The sequence below is a fragment of the Dyella sp. PARNA 12/25 genome (assembly GCF_055702865.1).
Genome location: NZ_JBVQCI010000009.1, coordinates 99,830 through 113,707 on the forward strand (window position 1 = coordinate 99,830; position 13,878 = coordinate 113,707).

Here is a 13,878-nt window from a genome sequence, read left to right on the forward strand (position 1 = left end):
CGCAGGTTGTGCTGCGTGGCGCCGGACAGACTGGCCGTCTGTTCAAGCCGCGCGGCGCAGCCTGCGGGCCTTCTGGACGTCACCCCCGCTATTAAATTCAATACGTTGGGGCCGATCTGTGTGCGCGCACCGCTTTGCTCCGCCGTCTCGACAGCCAGCCAGGCTGCCTTCGCCGACGGAACAAAGCGGTGCGCGCACACAGATCGGTGACAGGTGCGTGGAATAGATCAGAGCATCCCTAAGCCTGCGGCAAGGGGCCGCAGACCGCCCGACTAACGCTAAACTAACTGGACTGATGAACACCCAAACCGTTTCCGCCCCGGACCGCCGCGACCTGTTGCGACCCCTGCGTTATGCCTGGCGTGTACCACTGCTGCTGCTGCACGTCGTGCTTGGCGTGCTGTTGTGCGCGTTTGTCATCACCTGGGGCCGCAATGCGGTGATGAAGAACGGCCGCGAGCCGTTTGCGCATCGCACCATCCGTTGGTGGTCCACGGCGCTGCTGCGCATCTTTGGACTGCGCTCGGTGCGGGTGGGTAAACCGCTGCCAGATGCAGTGCTGTTTGTGGCCAATCACACCTCTTGGATGGATATCGAACTGCTGCACAGCCAACGCGCAGCGTGCTTCGTAGCCAAGGCCGAGATTGCCAGCTGGCCACTGGTGGGTTGGTTGGCCTCTTCGGGCGGCACCATTTTCCATCGTCGCGGCAATAACCACTCGTTGGCGGCGGTGATGCAGGTGATGGTCGAGCGCTTGCGCGCGGGCCGTTCGGTGGCGGTGTTCCCAGAAGGCGGCACCGGCCATAACGGTGTGTTGCGTGTATTCCATGCGCGTATCTTCCAGGCCGCCCTCGATGCCGAGGTGCCGGTGCAGCCGGTGGCTCTGCGCTTTGCCCGTGATGGTCATCGCGTGATCGATGCCGGCTTCCGCGAACGCGAAAACTTTATGCAGAACTTCCTGCGCTTGCTGGGCGAAGCGCCTATGGATGCCGAGGTGCACTTCCTCGAGCCGGTGCCGGCGACGCCGGATGCGCGCCGCCGCATGGCTGAGCTGTCGCGCGAACGCATTGCCGCGGCGCTGGAAGACGAGCCGGCTCGCGATAACCGCGCATGACGCTCCCGACGGGAAAGGACTTCCTTCCGCCGTGGCCGCTTCGTAGTGGCCACATCCAGACCATGCTGTCGTCCAGTGGTGTGCGCCGCGTGCTGTTGCCGAAAGCTGCGCAAAGCGTGCTTGAAGGGGCAGAACCGGTGATGGTGAGTGGTGGCGATGGCGTGCGACTCACCGGCGCGTACACGGCCCAGAAAGTGCGGCCGCAGTCGCATGGCCTGGCAGTGCTTTTCCACGGTTGGGAAGGCAGTGTCGATTCCACCTACGTGTTGCAGACAGGCAGCCGCCTGCTGCGCGACGGCTGGGATATTTTCCGCCTGAACTTCCGTGACCACGGCGACAGTCATCACCTCAACGAGGCGCTGTTCCATTCGTGCCGTATCGACGAGGTGGTCCATGCATTGGGCGATATCGCCCAGCGCTACCCCGGCCGCCCGATGGTGCTGGCGGGATTTTCATTGGGCGGCAATTTTGCGCTCCGTGCGGCGGTGCGTGCTCCGGCAGTGGGTTTGCCGCTGGCTTACGCATTGGCGGTGTGCCCCATCATTGACCCAAGCGAAGGCCTGTTCTCGCTGGAGGGCAATGCGCCGTGGTTCTACCAGGCGTACTTCATGCACAAGTGGCGTCGTTCGTTGCAGGCAAAGCAAGCAGCATTCCCTCATCAGGAATACTTCGAGCTGTCCGAACTGAAGCAGAATCTGCGCGGCCTCACCGCGTCGCTGGTGGCGCGTCATACCGATTTCAGTTCGCTGGAAGCGTATTTGGACGGCTATTCGGTGGCCGGTCGAGCGCTTGCCGATCTGCATGTGCCCGCCACCATTCTCACTGCACGTGATGATCCCGTGATTCCGGTGGATGCGTTCGATAAGCTGGAGCTGCCGGCCAACGTCGAGCTGGATATCGCTTCCTTTGGCGGCCACTGCGGCTTTATCCGCGGCTGGGACATGACCAGTTTCACTGACGAGTACATCGCCGCACGTTTCAATGCGGTAGTCGCCTGAACTGCAGGCGCGCACTTGTGCGCGACCTCAGCGCTTCGGCGTGTCCGTAGAGTAAGGTCCACCGTGAGGGGCGTGTCGCGCACAAGTGCGCTCCTACAGAGATCACCGCATGGAGGAAACGTGTATGGCCAGACTCGCCCAGGGCAGGTTCGACGTGAAGATGTTGCCGCTGCCGGCACAGGACGATGCGGGCGATGCCGCCATTGGTCGGATGGCGCTCGACAAGCAGTATCACGGTGACCTGGAAGGAGCCGGCAAAGGGCTGATGCTGGCGGTAGGCACAGCGGTGGACGGTTCGGCCGGCTATGTGGCGATGGAGCGCATCATCGGCAGCCTGCACGGTCGACACGGCAGCTTTGCGTTGCAGCATTGTGGGGTGATGAATCGCGGCACGCCGAAGCTCTCCATCGCCATCGTGCCTGACTCAGGTGCCGAGGCGCTGGCTGGTATCGCCGGTACGCTCGAGATCACCATTGCTGGCGGCGTCCACACCTACGCGCTTTCTTACTCGTTGCCTGACGAAGCCTGAGAGTTCGCATGAGGCTGCCGTAAGCGCTACGCTGTTCCACTCGATGATGGAGGCTACGTCCATGCGCAAGCTGATGTTCGCCTTGCTCGGCCTGCTGGTGGCGCACACCGCTCTTGCCGCGCCGCAATTGGACAAGCTCACCCTGCCCAAGGGTTTCCATGTCGCCATCTATTCCGACCAGGTACCCAACGCGCGCGAAATCACGCTGGGCGCCAAGGGCACCGTCTTCGTAGGGTCGAACAGCGCAGGCAAGGTCTATGCGCTCACCGACAGCAAGGGTGATGGTCGCGCCGACAAGGTGCGGGTGATTGCTAGCGGCTTGCAGCTGCCGGTGGGCGTCGCCTTCAAGGACGGTGACCTGTATATCTCCGCGGTCAGCAAGATCCTCGTACTACGCGACATCGAGAACCACCTGGACAATCCACCCAAGCCCGAGGTCGTCTACGACAAGTTTCCCACCGAAACGCATCACGGCTGGAAGTTCATCGCGTTCGGTCCCGACGGCAAGCTCTACGTGCCCATCGGTGCACCTTGCAACATATGCGACAAGGGCAAGGACTACGCCAAGATCACACGCATGAATGCTGATGGCAGCGGGCTGGAAGACGTGGCCTATGGCATCCGCAACACTGTCGGTTTCGCCTGGCAACCAGGCACCAAACAACTGTGGTTCACCGACAACGGGCGCGACCTGATGGGTGACGACATGCCCAGCGACGAGCTCAACAAGCTCGGCCATGTCGGCGAGCATTTCGGTTTTCCTTATTGCCACCAGGGCGACACGCTCGACCCGGAGTTCGGTCAAGGCAAGCGCTGCAGTGACTACACGCCGCCGGTGCTCAAGCTCGGTGCGCACGTGGCCTCGCTCGGCATGCGCTTCTACGAAGGCACGCAGTTTCCGCCGAGCTACAAGGGCGCCATCATCATCGCCGAGCACGGCTCGTGGAATCGCACCAAGAAATCCGGTTATCGCGTCATGACCGTGCGCCTCAACGGCGATAGGGTGGTTTCCTATGAACCCTTGCTCGATGGCTTCCAACAGGATGAGAAGGCGTGGGGCCGACCGGCCGATGTGCAGCCGCTGCCCGATGGCAGCCTGCTGGTCAGTGATGACCTCGCCGGCGCGGTCTACCGCGTGACCTATCAAACACCCTGACGTTCGCCATCGCGGGCGTGACACAGAAACTTTCAGGAGAACCACCTTGCAACTGCGCAGTGACAACTTTGAACACGGCCAGCCGATTCCGGCCCCACTCGCTTTCGCCAAACGCGGCTCGCCGATTGCCTTGTCGGAGAATCTCAGCCCGCATCTGGCATGGAAGGACGCGCCGCTCGCCACCCGCTCCTTCGTGCTCACCTGCATCGACTTCGACGTGCCAAGCAAGCCCGACGACGTCAATCAGGAAGGCCGCACGGTACCGGCAGACCTGCCTCGCGTGGAGTTCGTGCACTGGCTGATGGCCAACATCCCCGTGGAATGCGGCGAAATGGCCGAAGGTGCATGTAGCGATGGCATCGTGCCTCGCGGCAAGCGCGCACCGTATGGCCCGCCGGGCTGCGTGCAAGGCATCAATGACTACACCGGCTGGTTCGCCGGTGACGCAGACATGCGCGGCGAGTATCTCGGCTATGACGGCCCGTGCCCGCCATGGAACGATTCCATCGTGCACCACTACCACTTCCGCCTGTATGCGCTGGACGTGGACAGCCTCAAGCTTGCCGACGGTTTCACCGTCACTGAGCTGCGTGGGGCAATGGACGGCCATGTGTTGGCGGAAGCCGAGCTGATGGGAACGTATGCGCTCAACCCCGCCTTGGGCTGAGCACTGTCAGAGTCGCGTGAACGGCGCACAACGGCGTGTTGGCGCAAGCGCAATTTCACGCGCACAAGGCAGGCGCTGTGGATGAATGGCGATGGGGCGCAACACGGCCCCGTCGAGAGGACTGCACCATGCTCCATTACGCCCTGGTATTCCTGGTTATCGCCATCATCGCCGCCTTGTTTGGTTTCACCGGTATCGCCGGAACGGCGGCAGGCATCGCGAAGATCCTGTTTATCGTCTTCCTGATCCTTGCCGTGATCGCCTTCTTTCGCCGCACGAGCTGAGCGGCAGCGCACCGGTGCTTGTCCAACCCGGTGCGCACCCACCTTGCCAGATTGGTAAAGTGATTCCCCCCGCCTCATCGGAGAACGTCATGAACAAGCAAGTCCAGGCGCATGAGGAAAGCAGCGCCGCCGAGCGCATCGAGGAACGTGCAGATCGCGTCAAGCACGCCACCTCCAGCGCCGTCGCGAGCACCAAGGAAGCCGTGGAACGCGCCGCGGACCACGTCGAGGAACGCCTGCACCAGGCCACCGACAAGGCTGCCGACGCCGCCACCAAGGCCAGCGCCAAAGCCGACGAATACCGCCAGCGTGGGCGCGATGCCTATGACGACGCCAGGGATCGAGCCGACGAATGGCTGGATCGCGCACGCGACTATGTGCGCGAGAAACCGGTGCAGTCCGTAGCCATCGCCCTTGGCGCAGGTTGGCTGCTGGGCCGCATACTCCGCCGCTGATACAACACCTTCTGAGGACAGCGGATGGACCAGACCGGACGCGATGACGCGCCCGCCTCGCCTGACGGGACGCCGTCGGCAGCACCAGGCCTGCTCGAAGACCTAGGCCGGCTGGGCCGTGCGTTCAAAACCTTGTTCGGCGCCCAGCTCCGCCTGTTGGCGAGTGAACTGGGGCTGGCGCGTGCCGCCGTTCATTGGCTGCTCGCCGCCGGCCTGGTGGCCACGGTGGCGGCCGTGGGTTTTGGCCTGACCCTGCTTGGCCTCATTGGCTGGCTGCTGGCGCAGTGGTTTGGGTCGTGGACCTGGGCGCTGGTGGTGCTGGCCCTGGTGGAACTGGCCTTTCTGTTCGGCGCCATCGTGCTGTTCCGCCGTTGCATGCATTGGATGAGCCTGCCCGCGACGCGCAGCGAATGGAATGCGATCATGCGGGAAACCCTGCGTCGTCCCGAGTCGCAGGAACCGTCCGGTCCGGAGGACAAGCCGTGAGCCTCGCCAAGCATCTGCATGCCGTACGCACGGCAAAGAATCGTGCACAGGAAGCGCGCCATGAACTGGCTGTGCCGGCGCAGGCGTTGCTGTCGCGTGGTCATCGCTACCCGCTGACGACGGTCGGCATGGCTGCCGGCGCGGGCTTCGTGCTGGGTCAGCTCGACGTGCACCCGCTGCGTGTCCCTGGACTCGGTGCGCTGCTGAGTGGCACCGCCGCCGAAGTGGTGGGTCAGGCAGCACGCCTGCTGGCTGAGTTCGCGCAAGACAACTTCGATATCACATGAACGGTCCCGAGTCAGCGTCAACGCCCGCCACCTCCAGTGACGCGGCGCGCCTCTCGGCATCCGTAACGCGATCGCACGAACGCCAGTTGCGGCAAGCACGCAGCATGCGCAGTAACCTGCGTGCGATACGCATCGCGTTGAACCTGTTGCTGTTGCTGGCGCTGATGTACACCATCACGCTGATCAAGGGCTTGCTGATACCGCTGGTGCTGGCCGCCTTCATCGGCCTGGCGCTCAACCCCATTGTGGCCAGCGGTGCACGGCTCGGTCTGCCGCGCTGGCTCTGCGCAAGCGTGTTGATGCTTGCCCTGATCGCGGGCATTGGCAGCGGCATCAGCGCGCTGGCACAGCCGGCGCTCGGCTGGTTCCACGAGGCACCGGCAGCCATACGCGGCTTCGTACCCAAACTGAAAACCGTGCTGCAGCCGATCGAGGCGGCGAGCCGCGCAACGCAAAGCCTGGTGACCGGCCAAGTGGTGCGTGCGCCGGCTGCCACACCTTCATCCATGGCGATAAGCATGTGGGATGTCGTGGCCACCACACCCAAGGTGCTGGCAGCAGTCCTCACCGTGGTTTTGCTGGTGTTTTTTTTCCTGGTCTACGGAGATCTGCTGTTGCGCCGGTTGGTCGAGTCGGCGCCGAGTTTCAGCATCAAGCGCCATGCGGTGTCTGTGGTGCGTGGCATCCAGACCGAGGTGTCGCGCTACATCCTCACCACCACGCTGATCAACCTGATGCTTGGCACCATCACCGCCGGCATGCTGTGGCTTTATCACATGCCTGATCCGGTGCTGTGGGGCGCGGTGGCCATGTTGGCCAACTTCATTCCTTACGTCGGCGCGATCACCACCACCACGGTGTTGGCCTTGGTGGGCTTGATGAATTTCAATGATGCCGGCCACGCCTTGCTGCCGGCGCTGACTTTCGCCGGCATCACCGCTTTCGAGGGCAACCTGATCACCCCGATGATCCAGGGACGGCGCATGCGCCTCAGCCCGATCGCTATTCTGTTGTGGTTGTTGATTTGGGGTTGGCTGTGGGGCATCCCCGGCGCATTGCTCGCCGTACCCATGCTCACCAGCTGCAAACTCGTGGCAGAACGCGTGCGGGGTTGGCGATGGTTCGCGATGATGGTTCAACGCTGATGCAAACCTTCGAAGTCAGGTCCATTACGGATGCTGACTTCGATGCGTGGAAGCCGCTGTGGGATGGCTACAACGCGTTCTACGGGCGTAGCGGCGTCACGGCATTGCCGGAAGCGATCACCGAAGTTACCTGGTCGCGTTTTCTTGATCCGCACGAGCCGATGCACGCACTGGTCGCCGAACGCAACGGCGAACTGTTAGGCCTCACACATTTCCTGTTCCATCGCAGCACCATCAGCGAGAGCAACAACTGCTACCTGCAGGATCTCTACACCGTGCAGGCATCGCGTGGCATGGGTGTCGGACGGGCGCTGATCGAGGCCGTCTACGCCAAAGCGCGCGAAGCCGGTGCGGGGCGGGTGTACTGGCAGACGCATGAAACCAACGCGACGGCGATGCAGCTTTACGACAAGCTTGCAGAGAAATCGGGGTTCGTGGTGTACAGGAAACCGCTTTAGTAGTTAGTTCTCCAAAGCCCGTCTGTCGATCAAGGACGAAGGTCGACCAGTGAGGGGTGCATTTCGGGATTTGTGGCGCATCGCCAGCCGTTGTAGCGTCGCGCGCACCCCAACTTGTGCCAGGTCTCCCCCAATGTCTGTCGCATTTTCGTGTTCAACGCGCAGGCGCCATCCGTTGGCGAACGCGGTCGCAGTCGTCGTACTCACCGTCAGCTGCAGCCTACCGATGTATGCGTCGGCGCAAACGCCGGACGAGCACCCTGTATGCACCAGTCCATCTTCGACCGGCTATCCGGTAGTGGCACGAACCACGCTGGCGGGTGTGCCAGCCATCCTGCGCATCCCGGAGCATGTCCGGAAACCGCCCATTGTCCTGTGGCATGGCTTCGGCCCACCCGCGAGCGAAGACGCGATGATGGACGCACTGCCGCTGGATGATGTGGATGCGGTGAAGATTTATCTCGGCCTGCCATTGTTCGGTGCGCGTGCGCCTGCCGGTGGTATGAAGGAACTCGCCCGCCGGCAGTCGGAAGACGTTGGCCTGCAGGTTTTCAAGCCGGTCGTTGCGGGTGCGGGTGATGAGCTTCCGGGTGTCGTTGCCGCGCTGCAGAGCGGGGCATGCATCCAACGTGGCGAGGCTATCGATTTGATCGGCTTCTCTGCTGGCGGAGCGGCGGCTTTGTACGCGCTGGCGCAAGACAAAGTGCCCGTCAATGCCGCGGTGTTGATCAACGCCTCCGCCGGCTTGAGCGCGTCCGTGCAGGCCTATGAACACGCCACCAAGAAGACCTACGCGTGGTCCCCGGCATCACGTGAGCTGGCGCAGCAAACCGACGCAGCCGGTCGCGCCGCGGACATCGCTAAGAAGCATCCCGCTGTGCTCTTCCTTACCGGCACCGCAGATTCGGTGGTGGATGCCGGTGCCATATCCGCAGTCTATGAAAAGCTGAAGCCGTACTACGGGAACGACGAAGTACGGCTTCAGTGGAAAACGATGCCATCCATGGCTCATCAATGGGCTACCGACCCGCAGTCGCTGACCAGCGTGCGTCGTGCAACGGCCGAATGGATTACGGGCGCTTCAACGCAGCCTCAGTGATCGATGCCGTTGGCCTTCAGCGCGTCGCTGATGTCGAATAGCCAGAGATTTCGGGAGCCGTTGAGCGGCTCCTGCAATCGATGCTGGAGTGAATTGAGATCGTCCTGCGTTTTGGGGAACTGCACTACGTCTTGGCGATTGCTCGACACGTAGAGTTCGCCAAAGTGGCGGCCCAGTGACGGCGCATTCTCCAGCGACTGCGAATTGACGTCGCCCGACAGATGCACGGGCTTTCCCCAGTGTCCGTTTGCATCGCGGAAGGCGATGTAGATGTCGGCGCTACCCAGCGAATCACCCTCGTTGCCGGCGTAAACCAGAAAGCGTTGCTGCGGGTCAATGCTCGGATCCATGCGGTTATGGGCAACATCCCCAAGCTCGATGCGCTCCGGCGTTGCGTAGCCAGTCTTGGTGCGACGGGCGACGTATATCTGATAGGCCTTGCCGGAATCGCCGCGATGCGCGGAGAAATAGATGTCGCCGTTGGCTGCCACTGAGGGGCTGTAGATCATTGCGCCATCATTGAGCGCGCCATCCACATGCACGGGTTTGCCCCAGCTACCACCGGGCTGCATTTCCACGTACCAGAGATTCTTGCCGGAGAAAGTTCGCCCATCCATCTCCGCCATCACCGGTCTGGCGCCCGGCTGCGGCGGTCGGTTGGAAACAAAGTAAAGGCGCTTGCCGTCCGGCGACAGCGCCGGCTCCGAGTCGTGCCACTGCCCGGAGAAAGGCGCGATCTCCGGCGTACTCCAGTTGTCGCCGGTGCGGTGGGTGACAAGGATGGTGTCATCCTGCTCGGCGAAATCCGAACGCATGAAATACAACGTGTTGTTGTCAGGACTTAGCGCGGCTGACGTCTCCTGCAGTCCGGTGGAAATCACGCCCGGTCCGACCAGTTCGCCCGCGCATATCGGGGCGGAGATCAGCGCGACGATCAAGGACGTGGTCACAAAGAACGGCTTGGACGGCATGCAAAGCGCTCCTTCAGGGGTGGGGACGGTGAAGTAGGGTCAGGATGCGTGGGACGACTGGCGTCACGCAGCAGGTTTGTGATTGGCGGTGTCGACCGCGTGACAAGCGGTCGTCGCGCACATGCGGACGGTCAGGCCATGCCGAGAGCGCGACGCGCCTGCACGCGAAAGCGCCGGCTGAGGTTCAGCCGCGTGCCATCCTGCAGTACCACCTCGGCGCTGCCCTGGAACAGCGGATGCACTTCGCGGATACGCTCCACGTTCACCACGATGCCGCGATGGATGCGCAGAAACCTGGCCGGATCGAGCACACCGAGCAGATGCCGCAGCGATTCGCGATGCAGATAGGTCGCCGCGCCCGCATGGATATGCACGTAGTTGCCATCGGCGCGGATCCAGTCGATGTCGTTAGCTGCAACCACGCGGATGTGTTCACCCTGTTGCACGCTGAGCCGCTGCAGGTAGGGCGACGGCGCGGGAAGCGATGTGGTTGCACCGGATGGCACTACCGTTGCCTGCAGCCCGTGCCAATGCCGCCGCACGCGCGCCATGGCCTGGTCAAAGCGCTCCTGGTCGATGGGCTTGAGTACGTAGTCGATGGCATTGGCATCGAAGGCGCGCAGGGCGTGCTGCCCGTACGCTGTTGCAAACACCACCATCGGCAGGCTGTCGCGTTTCATGCCGTGTAACAGCTTGAAACCATCCATGCCCGGCATGCGGATATCCAGAAACAGCAGATCCGGATCAAGCGCGGCGATGGCCTGCTTCGCTTCGCTCGCATTGGCGCATTCACCGACGATGGTGACATCGTCGTGCGAAGCCAGCGCCTGCCGTATCGCCAGCCGCGCCAGCATTTCATCGTCAACCAGCAAGGTGCGGATGGGCGGCAGGGTCATGCGGCGAGTTCCCGATACGGAAAACGCAGCTCCACGCGCGTGCCGCCTCCGGACTTGCGTTGCAGATCCACCGATGCCGCGCCGCCGAATAGCATGTCGAGTCGCGTGCGTGTGTTGCCGAGGCCAATCCCGTCTTTGGCCCCTTCTGGCGGCAAGCCGATACCGTCGTCATCGACCCGCAGCAGCAGGTCGTCACCGTCACGGCGGGTGACGATGTGCAGCGTGCCGCGTTCGGTCTTGTCGAGCAGGCCGTGGCGCAAGGCGTTCTCCACCAGCGGTTGCAGGATCATGTTGGGCACCAGCGCGCGCAGGGTATCGGCGGAGACGTCGAGATGCGTGGTGAGACGATCCTGAAAGCGTACCTGCTGGATGCCGAGATAGCAGTTGAGAAACTCCACCTCGCGCGACAGCGGCACCTGCTGCGCGTGGCGTTCCTCTAGCGTGAGCCGGAGGAAATCACTGAGGCGGGCGATCATCTGGCGCGCCTGCACGGGGTCGGCCAAGGCTAGGGCCGAGATCGCATTGAGCGTGTTGAACAGGAAGTGCGGCTGCAACTGCACGCGAAGCGTCTGCAATTGCGATTGCACCAGCTGTGTCTCGAGCTGCGAACTGCGCAGCCGTTCGTCGCGCAGTCGATGCTGCGATTCGATAGCGCGCAGCACCACCAGGATCACGCCATAAGTGAGCCAACTCAGGTGGAAGTTGTACGCAAACTGCATGCGCGCGAACGCGCCGAAGCTCAGGTCTGGCTTCGATGCGGGCGGTCCGCAAAGCACCCAGTAAACCCCTAGCACCAGCCCCACCTGCGCAGCGGCAAGCAGGATGCTGCTCGCTCCGTGCACCGCCCAGAAACGCCCCCAACCACCACCGCCCCCCTGACGCCCCAGCCACGCGACCACTGGCGTAAGCAGCATCCACAGGTACGCGTTGGTGAAGTTCCAGGTGAGCGGACGAGTCCAGGTGAACGCCTCGCCCTCGCTCATCATCGAGATCACCGAGCTTGCCGTGTACGACAGGGCGAGCACAGTCCACAGCGCGAACACGAGCGCCCAGATCTTCCAGCGTGATGCAGTCATCAGGTCAGACACGGTAGCCTCACCGGCGCGGGCCGCAGCAGCGAACCGGCATAGTGTGGAAGCGGCATCGTCAGGGCGACAGTGCCTGAAGGCGCACCCGGCCGATCAGCCAACGGTGCAGGCGGGCGCGGCCGTGGGTGTCGTCTCGCCGTGTGCTGCGAGCCACGGCGCCAGAGAGATCCGCCAGAAGTGGTCGCCGCCGGCCTGGCTTTTGGGGTCGCGTGGAGCGTCCGACGGCGATGGACTGCGGTCGCTGGAGTAGTACAGCGTGCGGTGGTCGCAACCCAACTGTGAGCCCATCGAGTACGTGCCGCCATTCACTGAGTCGCCCAGATCCTGCGGCGTGCTCCAGTTGTCTGCGGTATGGAAGGCAATGGCGAGGCGGTAAGGTTGCTTTGAGTCATGCCGAATGCTGAAGACCATGAACGAGCGATCCGGTGCGATGGCGACGTCGCGGACTTGTGCGTCCTTGTCGCCCACCGCTACCACATGGGTCATCGGGTAGCTGCCGTTCTCATAAGTCGCATGCATCGGACGAATCACGCCATCCGGCGCGCAGCCGATGTAGTAGATGCTGCCGTCGGCTGCCACGCTGGGTGCAAAGCTGCTGTTGCACGCCGTGTTCACCGTGTCGGGCAGGCGTACCGCCTCACTCCAGCCGTCGCCCCTGCGGTCCACGCGCCAGAGATTCATGCCCATGCCCGTCAGCACCTTCCCGTTGCGCTGGGTATCGATCGGCTGGCCACCCTGCTTGGCCGGTCGGTTGGAAATGAACACCAGAAAGGAGCCATCCGGCGACATGGTCGGATCGCCGTCACGCCATCGACCTGAAAAAGGGGCGGCTACCGGCGCCGTCCATTCACCGTTCACCCGATGCGACTCCATGACGACCGCACTCTTTTCCGAGCCCCGCCCGAAGTAGACGGTGTTGCCGTCCGGCGTAAATGCGGGTGACTCGCCGCCAGCGAGATCGCCGGGCAGAAACACGCGGGGCACTGGCGCGGGTGGATCAACCGGCATTGGTGTGATCAGCGGCGATATCGCCAGCAGTACGACACACATCATCTGTTGCCACATGGCGGCTACTCCCTCGAAAGCGCACTGGATACGGCGCTAAAAGCTAAGGCGAGCCGGGCCGGTCGTCGCCGGTTTTGTGACGACCGGTACCCTCGATGCCATGAACGGCGATACAGGTGTGGCAAAAGGTGCGGGCGACGACGTCAGCCCTCCGCTACACGTATCACCAGTTTGCCGAAGTTCTTTCCTTCCAGCAGTCCGATAAAGGCCTCGGGCGCGTTCTCCAATCCATTCACTACGTGCTCGATCGCCTTCACCTTGCCCTCGGCGATCCACGTTTCCATATCGCGGCGGAACGCATCGAAGCGGTCGGCGTAATGGTCGAGGATGATGAAGCCTTGCATGCGTATGCGCTTCATCAGAATCGCGGACGTCACCTGTGGCAGACGATCCGGAACGATAGATGGCGCGTGGTCGTTGTAGTGTGCGATGAAACCGCACACCGGAACGCGCGCGTGGAGATTCAACAGCGGCAGCACGGCATTGAACACCTCGCCACCGACGTTCTCGAAATACACGTCAATACCCGAGGGGCAGGCCGCGGCCAAGTGTGCAGCAAGCTGCGGATCGTAGCGGTCGACGCAGGCATCAAAGCCCAGCGTCTCCACGGCGTGGCGGCACTTGTCCGCGCCGCCGGCGATGCCGACCACGCGGGCGCCCTTGATCTTGGCGATCTGGCCAACCATGGCACCCACCGCACCGGTGGCTGCGGCGACCACCACGGTTTCGCCCGGCTTGGGCTGACCGATATCGAGCAGGCCTACGTACGCCGTGAATGCCGGCATGCCGAGCGCACCCAACGCAAGCGAGGGCTGCGGCATATCGCCAAGCGGGGACAGGTCCTTGCCATCCGAAATGATGTGCTCCTGCCAACCCGCGTTGCCCAGCACCAGATCGCCAGCGCGGAACTGTGGATGATTCGAAGCCGCCACGCGACTCACTGTGCCACCGACAATGGGTTGGCCCACGGGGATGGCCGACGCGTAACTCGTGCCGGCTTCATCCATCAGGTTGCGCATGTAGGGGTCGAGGGAGAGATAGAGCGTGCGCAGCAGCACTTCGCCATCGGCAAGGGCGGGCAGGCTGCTCTCTTCCAGCCGGAAGTCCTGCAGCGCGGGGCGGCCCTTGGGTCGGGCAGCGAGGACGATGCGACGATTGGCGAGTTCATTCGTAGACATAG

Annotated in this window: 17 protein-coding genes; 12 read left to right on the top strand and 5 right to left on the bottom strand. The window is 63.0% G+C overall.

Annotated features, from left to right (window positions below):
- The first annotated feature begins 295 nt into the window (after positions 1 to 295).
- The 12 genes from AC0GUR_RS16675 to AC0GUR_RS16730 all read left to right on the top strand — a co-directional run bounded on the left by AC0GUR_RS16675 (position 296) and on the right by AC0GUR_RS16730 (position 8,678).
- Positions 296 to 1,114 (top strand): lysophospholipid acyltransferase family protein, encoded by an 819-nt coding sequence (locus AC0GUR_RS16675; protein ID WP_472878627.1) that lies wholly within the window; start codon positions 296 to 298, stop codon positions 1,112 to 1,114.
- Positions 1,111 to 2,112 (top strand): YheT family hydrolase, encoded by a 1,002-nt coding sequence (locus tag AC0GUR_RS16680; protein WP_472878628.1) that lies wholly within the window; start codon positions 1,111 to 1,113, stop codon positions 2,110 to 2,112. Before AC0GUR_RS16675 ends, AC0GUR_RS16680 begins: the two co-directional genes overlap by 4 nt.
- Positions 2,113 to 2,236: 124 nt before the next feature.
- Complete coding sequence (locus AC0GUR_RS16685; protein WP_472878629.1) at positions 2,237 to 2,641, top strand: DUF3224 domain-containing protein; 405 nt, start codon at positions 2,237 to 2,239, stop codon at positions 2,639 to 2,641.
- A 61-nt stretch (positions 2,642 to 2,702) separates the two neighbouring features.
- The gene (locus AC0GUR_RS16690) at positions 2,703 to 3,797 is read left to right on the top strand and encodes a PQQ-dependent sugar dehydrogenase (protein WP_472878630.1); all 1,095 of its coding nucleotides are present in this window, start codon (positions 2,703 to 2,705) and stop codon (positions 3,795 to 3,797) included.
- Positions 3,798 to 3,843: 46 nt separating this feature from the next.
- Positions 3,844 to 4,464, top strand: coding sequence for a YbhB/YbcL family Raf kinase inhibitor-like protein (locus AC0GUR_RS16695; protein ID WP_472878631.1), 621 nt, complete (start codon positions 3,844 to 3,846; stop codon positions 4,462 to 4,464).
- A gap of 128 nt (positions 4,465 to 4,592) precedes the next feature.
- Positions 4,593 to 4,748: a DUF1328 domain-containing protein gene (locus AC0GUR_RS16700; protein ID WP_472878632.1), complete on the top strand. Its 156-nt coding sequence runs from the start codon at positions 4,593 to 4,595 to the stop codon at positions 4,746 to 4,748.
- An 89-nt stretch (positions 4,749 to 4,837) separates the two neighbouring features.
- Positions 4,838 to 5,203, top strand: a complete 366-nt coding sequence (locus AC0GUR_RS16705; RefSeq protein WP_472878633.1) for an ElaB/YgaM/YqjD family protein — start codon at positions 4,838 to 4,840, stop codon at positions 5,201 to 5,203.
- 24 nt (positions 5,204 to 5,227) lie between these two features.
- A complete protein-coding gene (locus tag AC0GUR_RS16710; RefSeq protein WP_472878634.1) occupies positions 5,228 to 5,689 on the top strand; it encodes an ABC transporter ATP-binding protein in 462 nt (153 codons plus the stop codon).
- Positions 5,686 to 5,976, top strand: a complete 291-nt coding sequence (locus AC0GUR_RS16715) for a hypothetical protein (RefSeq protein WP_472878635.1) — start codon at positions 5,686 to 5,688, stop codon at positions 5,974 to 5,976. Before AC0GUR_RS16710 ends, AC0GUR_RS16715 begins: the two co-directional genes overlap by 4 nt.
- The gene (locus tag AC0GUR_RS16720; RefSeq protein ID WP_472878636.1) at positions 5,973 to 7,121 is read left to right on the top strand and encodes an AI-2E family transporter; all 1,149 of its coding nucleotides are present in this window, start codon (positions 5,973 to 5,975) and stop codon (positions 7,119 to 7,121) included. The genes AC0GUR_RS16715 and AC0GUR_RS16720 overlap by 4 nt, the downstream gene beginning before the upstream one ends.
- Positions 7,121 to 7,579: a GNAT family N-acetyltransferase gene (locus AC0GUR_RS16725; protein WP_472878637.1), complete on the top strand. Its 459-nt coding sequence runs from the start codon at positions 7,121 to 7,123 to the stop codon at positions 7,577 to 7,579. The genes AC0GUR_RS16720 and AC0GUR_RS16725 overlap by 1 nt, the downstream gene beginning before the upstream one ends.
- 175 nt (positions 7,580 to 7,754) lie before the next feature.
- The gene (locus AC0GUR_RS16730; RefSeq protein WP_472878638.1) at positions 7,755 to 8,678 is read left to right on the top strand and encodes a prolyl oligopeptidase family serine peptidase; all 924 of its coding nucleotides are present in this window, start codon (positions 7,755 to 7,757) and stop codon (positions 8,676 to 8,678) included.
- On the opposite strand, the gene AC0GUR_RS16735 is transcribed toward AC0GUR_RS16730, so the two are convergent.
- The 5 genes from AC0GUR_RS16735 to AC0GUR_RS16755 all read right to left on the bottom strand — a co-directional run bounded on the left by AC0GUR_RS16735 (position 8,672) and on the right by AC0GUR_RS16755 (position 13,876).
- On the bottom strand, positions 8,672 to 9,649 hold the full coding sequence (locus tag AC0GUR_RS16735; RefSeq protein WP_472878639.1) for a hypothetical protein: 978 nt from the start codon (positions 9,647 to 9,649) through the stop codon (positions 8,672 to 8,674). The genes AC0GUR_RS16730 and AC0GUR_RS16735 overlap by 7 nt on opposite strands.
- A gap of 131 nt (positions 9,650 to 9,780) precedes the next feature.
- On the bottom strand, positions 9,781 to 10,545 hold the full coding sequence (locus AC0GUR_RS16740) for a LytR/AlgR family response regulator transcription factor (RefSeq protein WP_472878640.1): 765 nt from the start codon (positions 10,543 to 10,545) through the stop codon (positions 9,781 to 9,783).
- Positions 10,542 to 11,633 (bottom strand): sensor histidine kinase, encoded by a 1,092-nt coding sequence (locus tag AC0GUR_RS16745; RefSeq protein WP_472878641.1) that lies wholly within the window; start codon positions 11,631 to 11,633, stop codon positions 10,542 to 10,544. Before AC0GUR_RS16745 ends, AC0GUR_RS16740 begins: the two co-directional genes overlap by 4 nt.
- A gap of 93 nt (positions 11,634 to 11,726) precedes the next feature.
- On the bottom strand, positions 11,727 to 12,698 hold the full coding sequence (locus AC0GUR_RS16750) for a TolB-like translocation protein (protein ID WP_472878642.1): 972 nt from the start codon (positions 12,696 to 12,698) through the stop codon (positions 11,727 to 11,729).
- Between the two features lie 143 nt (positions 12,699 to 12,841).
- Positions 12,842 to 13,876 (bottom strand): NADP-dependent oxidoreductase, encoded by a 1,035-nt coding sequence (locus AC0GUR_RS16755; protein ID WP_472878643.1) that lies wholly within the window; start codon positions 13,874 to 13,876, stop codon positions 12,842 to 12,844.
- Between the last annotated feature and the right edge of the window lie 2 nt (positions 13,877 to 13,878).

Excerpts from the sequence above, each read along its gene's own strand:
- AC0GUR_RS16740 (WP_472878640.1), bottom strand. The coding sequence starts at position 10,545 with ATGACCCTGCCGCCCATCCGCACCTTGCTGGTTGACGATGAAATGCTG.
- AC0GUR_RS16690 (WP_472878630.1), top strand. The coding sequence starts at position 2,703 with ATGCGCAAGCTGATGTTCGCCTTGCTCGGCCTGCTGGTGGCGCACACC.
- AC0GUR_RS16685 (WP_472878629.1), top strand. The coding sequence starts at position 2,237 with ATGGCCAGACTCGCCCAGGGCAGGTTCGACGTGAAGATGTTGCCGCTG.
- AC0GUR_RS16725 (WP_472878637.1), top strand. The coding sequence starts at position 7,121 with ATGCAAACCTTCGAAGTCAGGTCCATTACGGATGCTGACTTCGATGCG.
- AC0GUR_RS16680 (WP_472878628.1), top strand. The coding sequence starts at position 1,111 with ATGACGCTCCCGACGGGAAAGGACTTCCTTCCGCCGTGGCCGCTTCGT.
- AC0GUR_RS16710 (WP_472878634.1), top strand. The coding sequence starts at position 5,228 with ATGGACCAGACCGGACGCGATGACGCGCCCGCCTCGCCTGACGGGACG.
- AC0GUR_RS16675 (WP_472878627.1), top strand. The coding sequence starts at position 296 with ATGAACACCCAAACCGTTTCCGCCCCGGACCGCCGCGACCTGTTGCGA.
- AC0GUR_RS16755 (WP_472878643.1), bottom strand. The coding sequence starts at position 13,876 with ATGTCTACGAATGAACTCGCCAATCGTCGCATCGTCCTCGCTGCCCGA.
- AC0GUR_RS16735 (WP_472878639.1), bottom strand. The coding sequence starts at position 9,649 with ATGCCGTCCAAGCCGTTCTTTGTGACCACGTCCTTGATCGTCGCGCTG.
- AC0GUR_RS16720 (WP_472878636.1), top strand. The coding sequence starts at position 5,973 with ATGAACGGTCCCGAGTCAGCGTCAACGCCCGCCACCTCCAGTGACGCG.
- AC0GUR_RS16700 (WP_472878632.1), top strand. The coding sequence starts at position 4,593 with ATGCTCCATTACGCCCTGGTATTCCTGGTTATCGCCATCATCGCCGCC.
- AC0GUR_RS16750 (WP_472878642.1), bottom strand. The coding sequence starts at position 12,698 with ATGTGGCAACAGATGATGTGTGTCGTACTGCTGGCGATATCGCCGCTG.
- AC0GUR_RS16705 (WP_472878633.1), top strand. The coding sequence starts at position 4,838 with ATGAACAAGCAAGTCCAGGCGCATGAGGAAAGCAGCGCCGCCGAGCGC.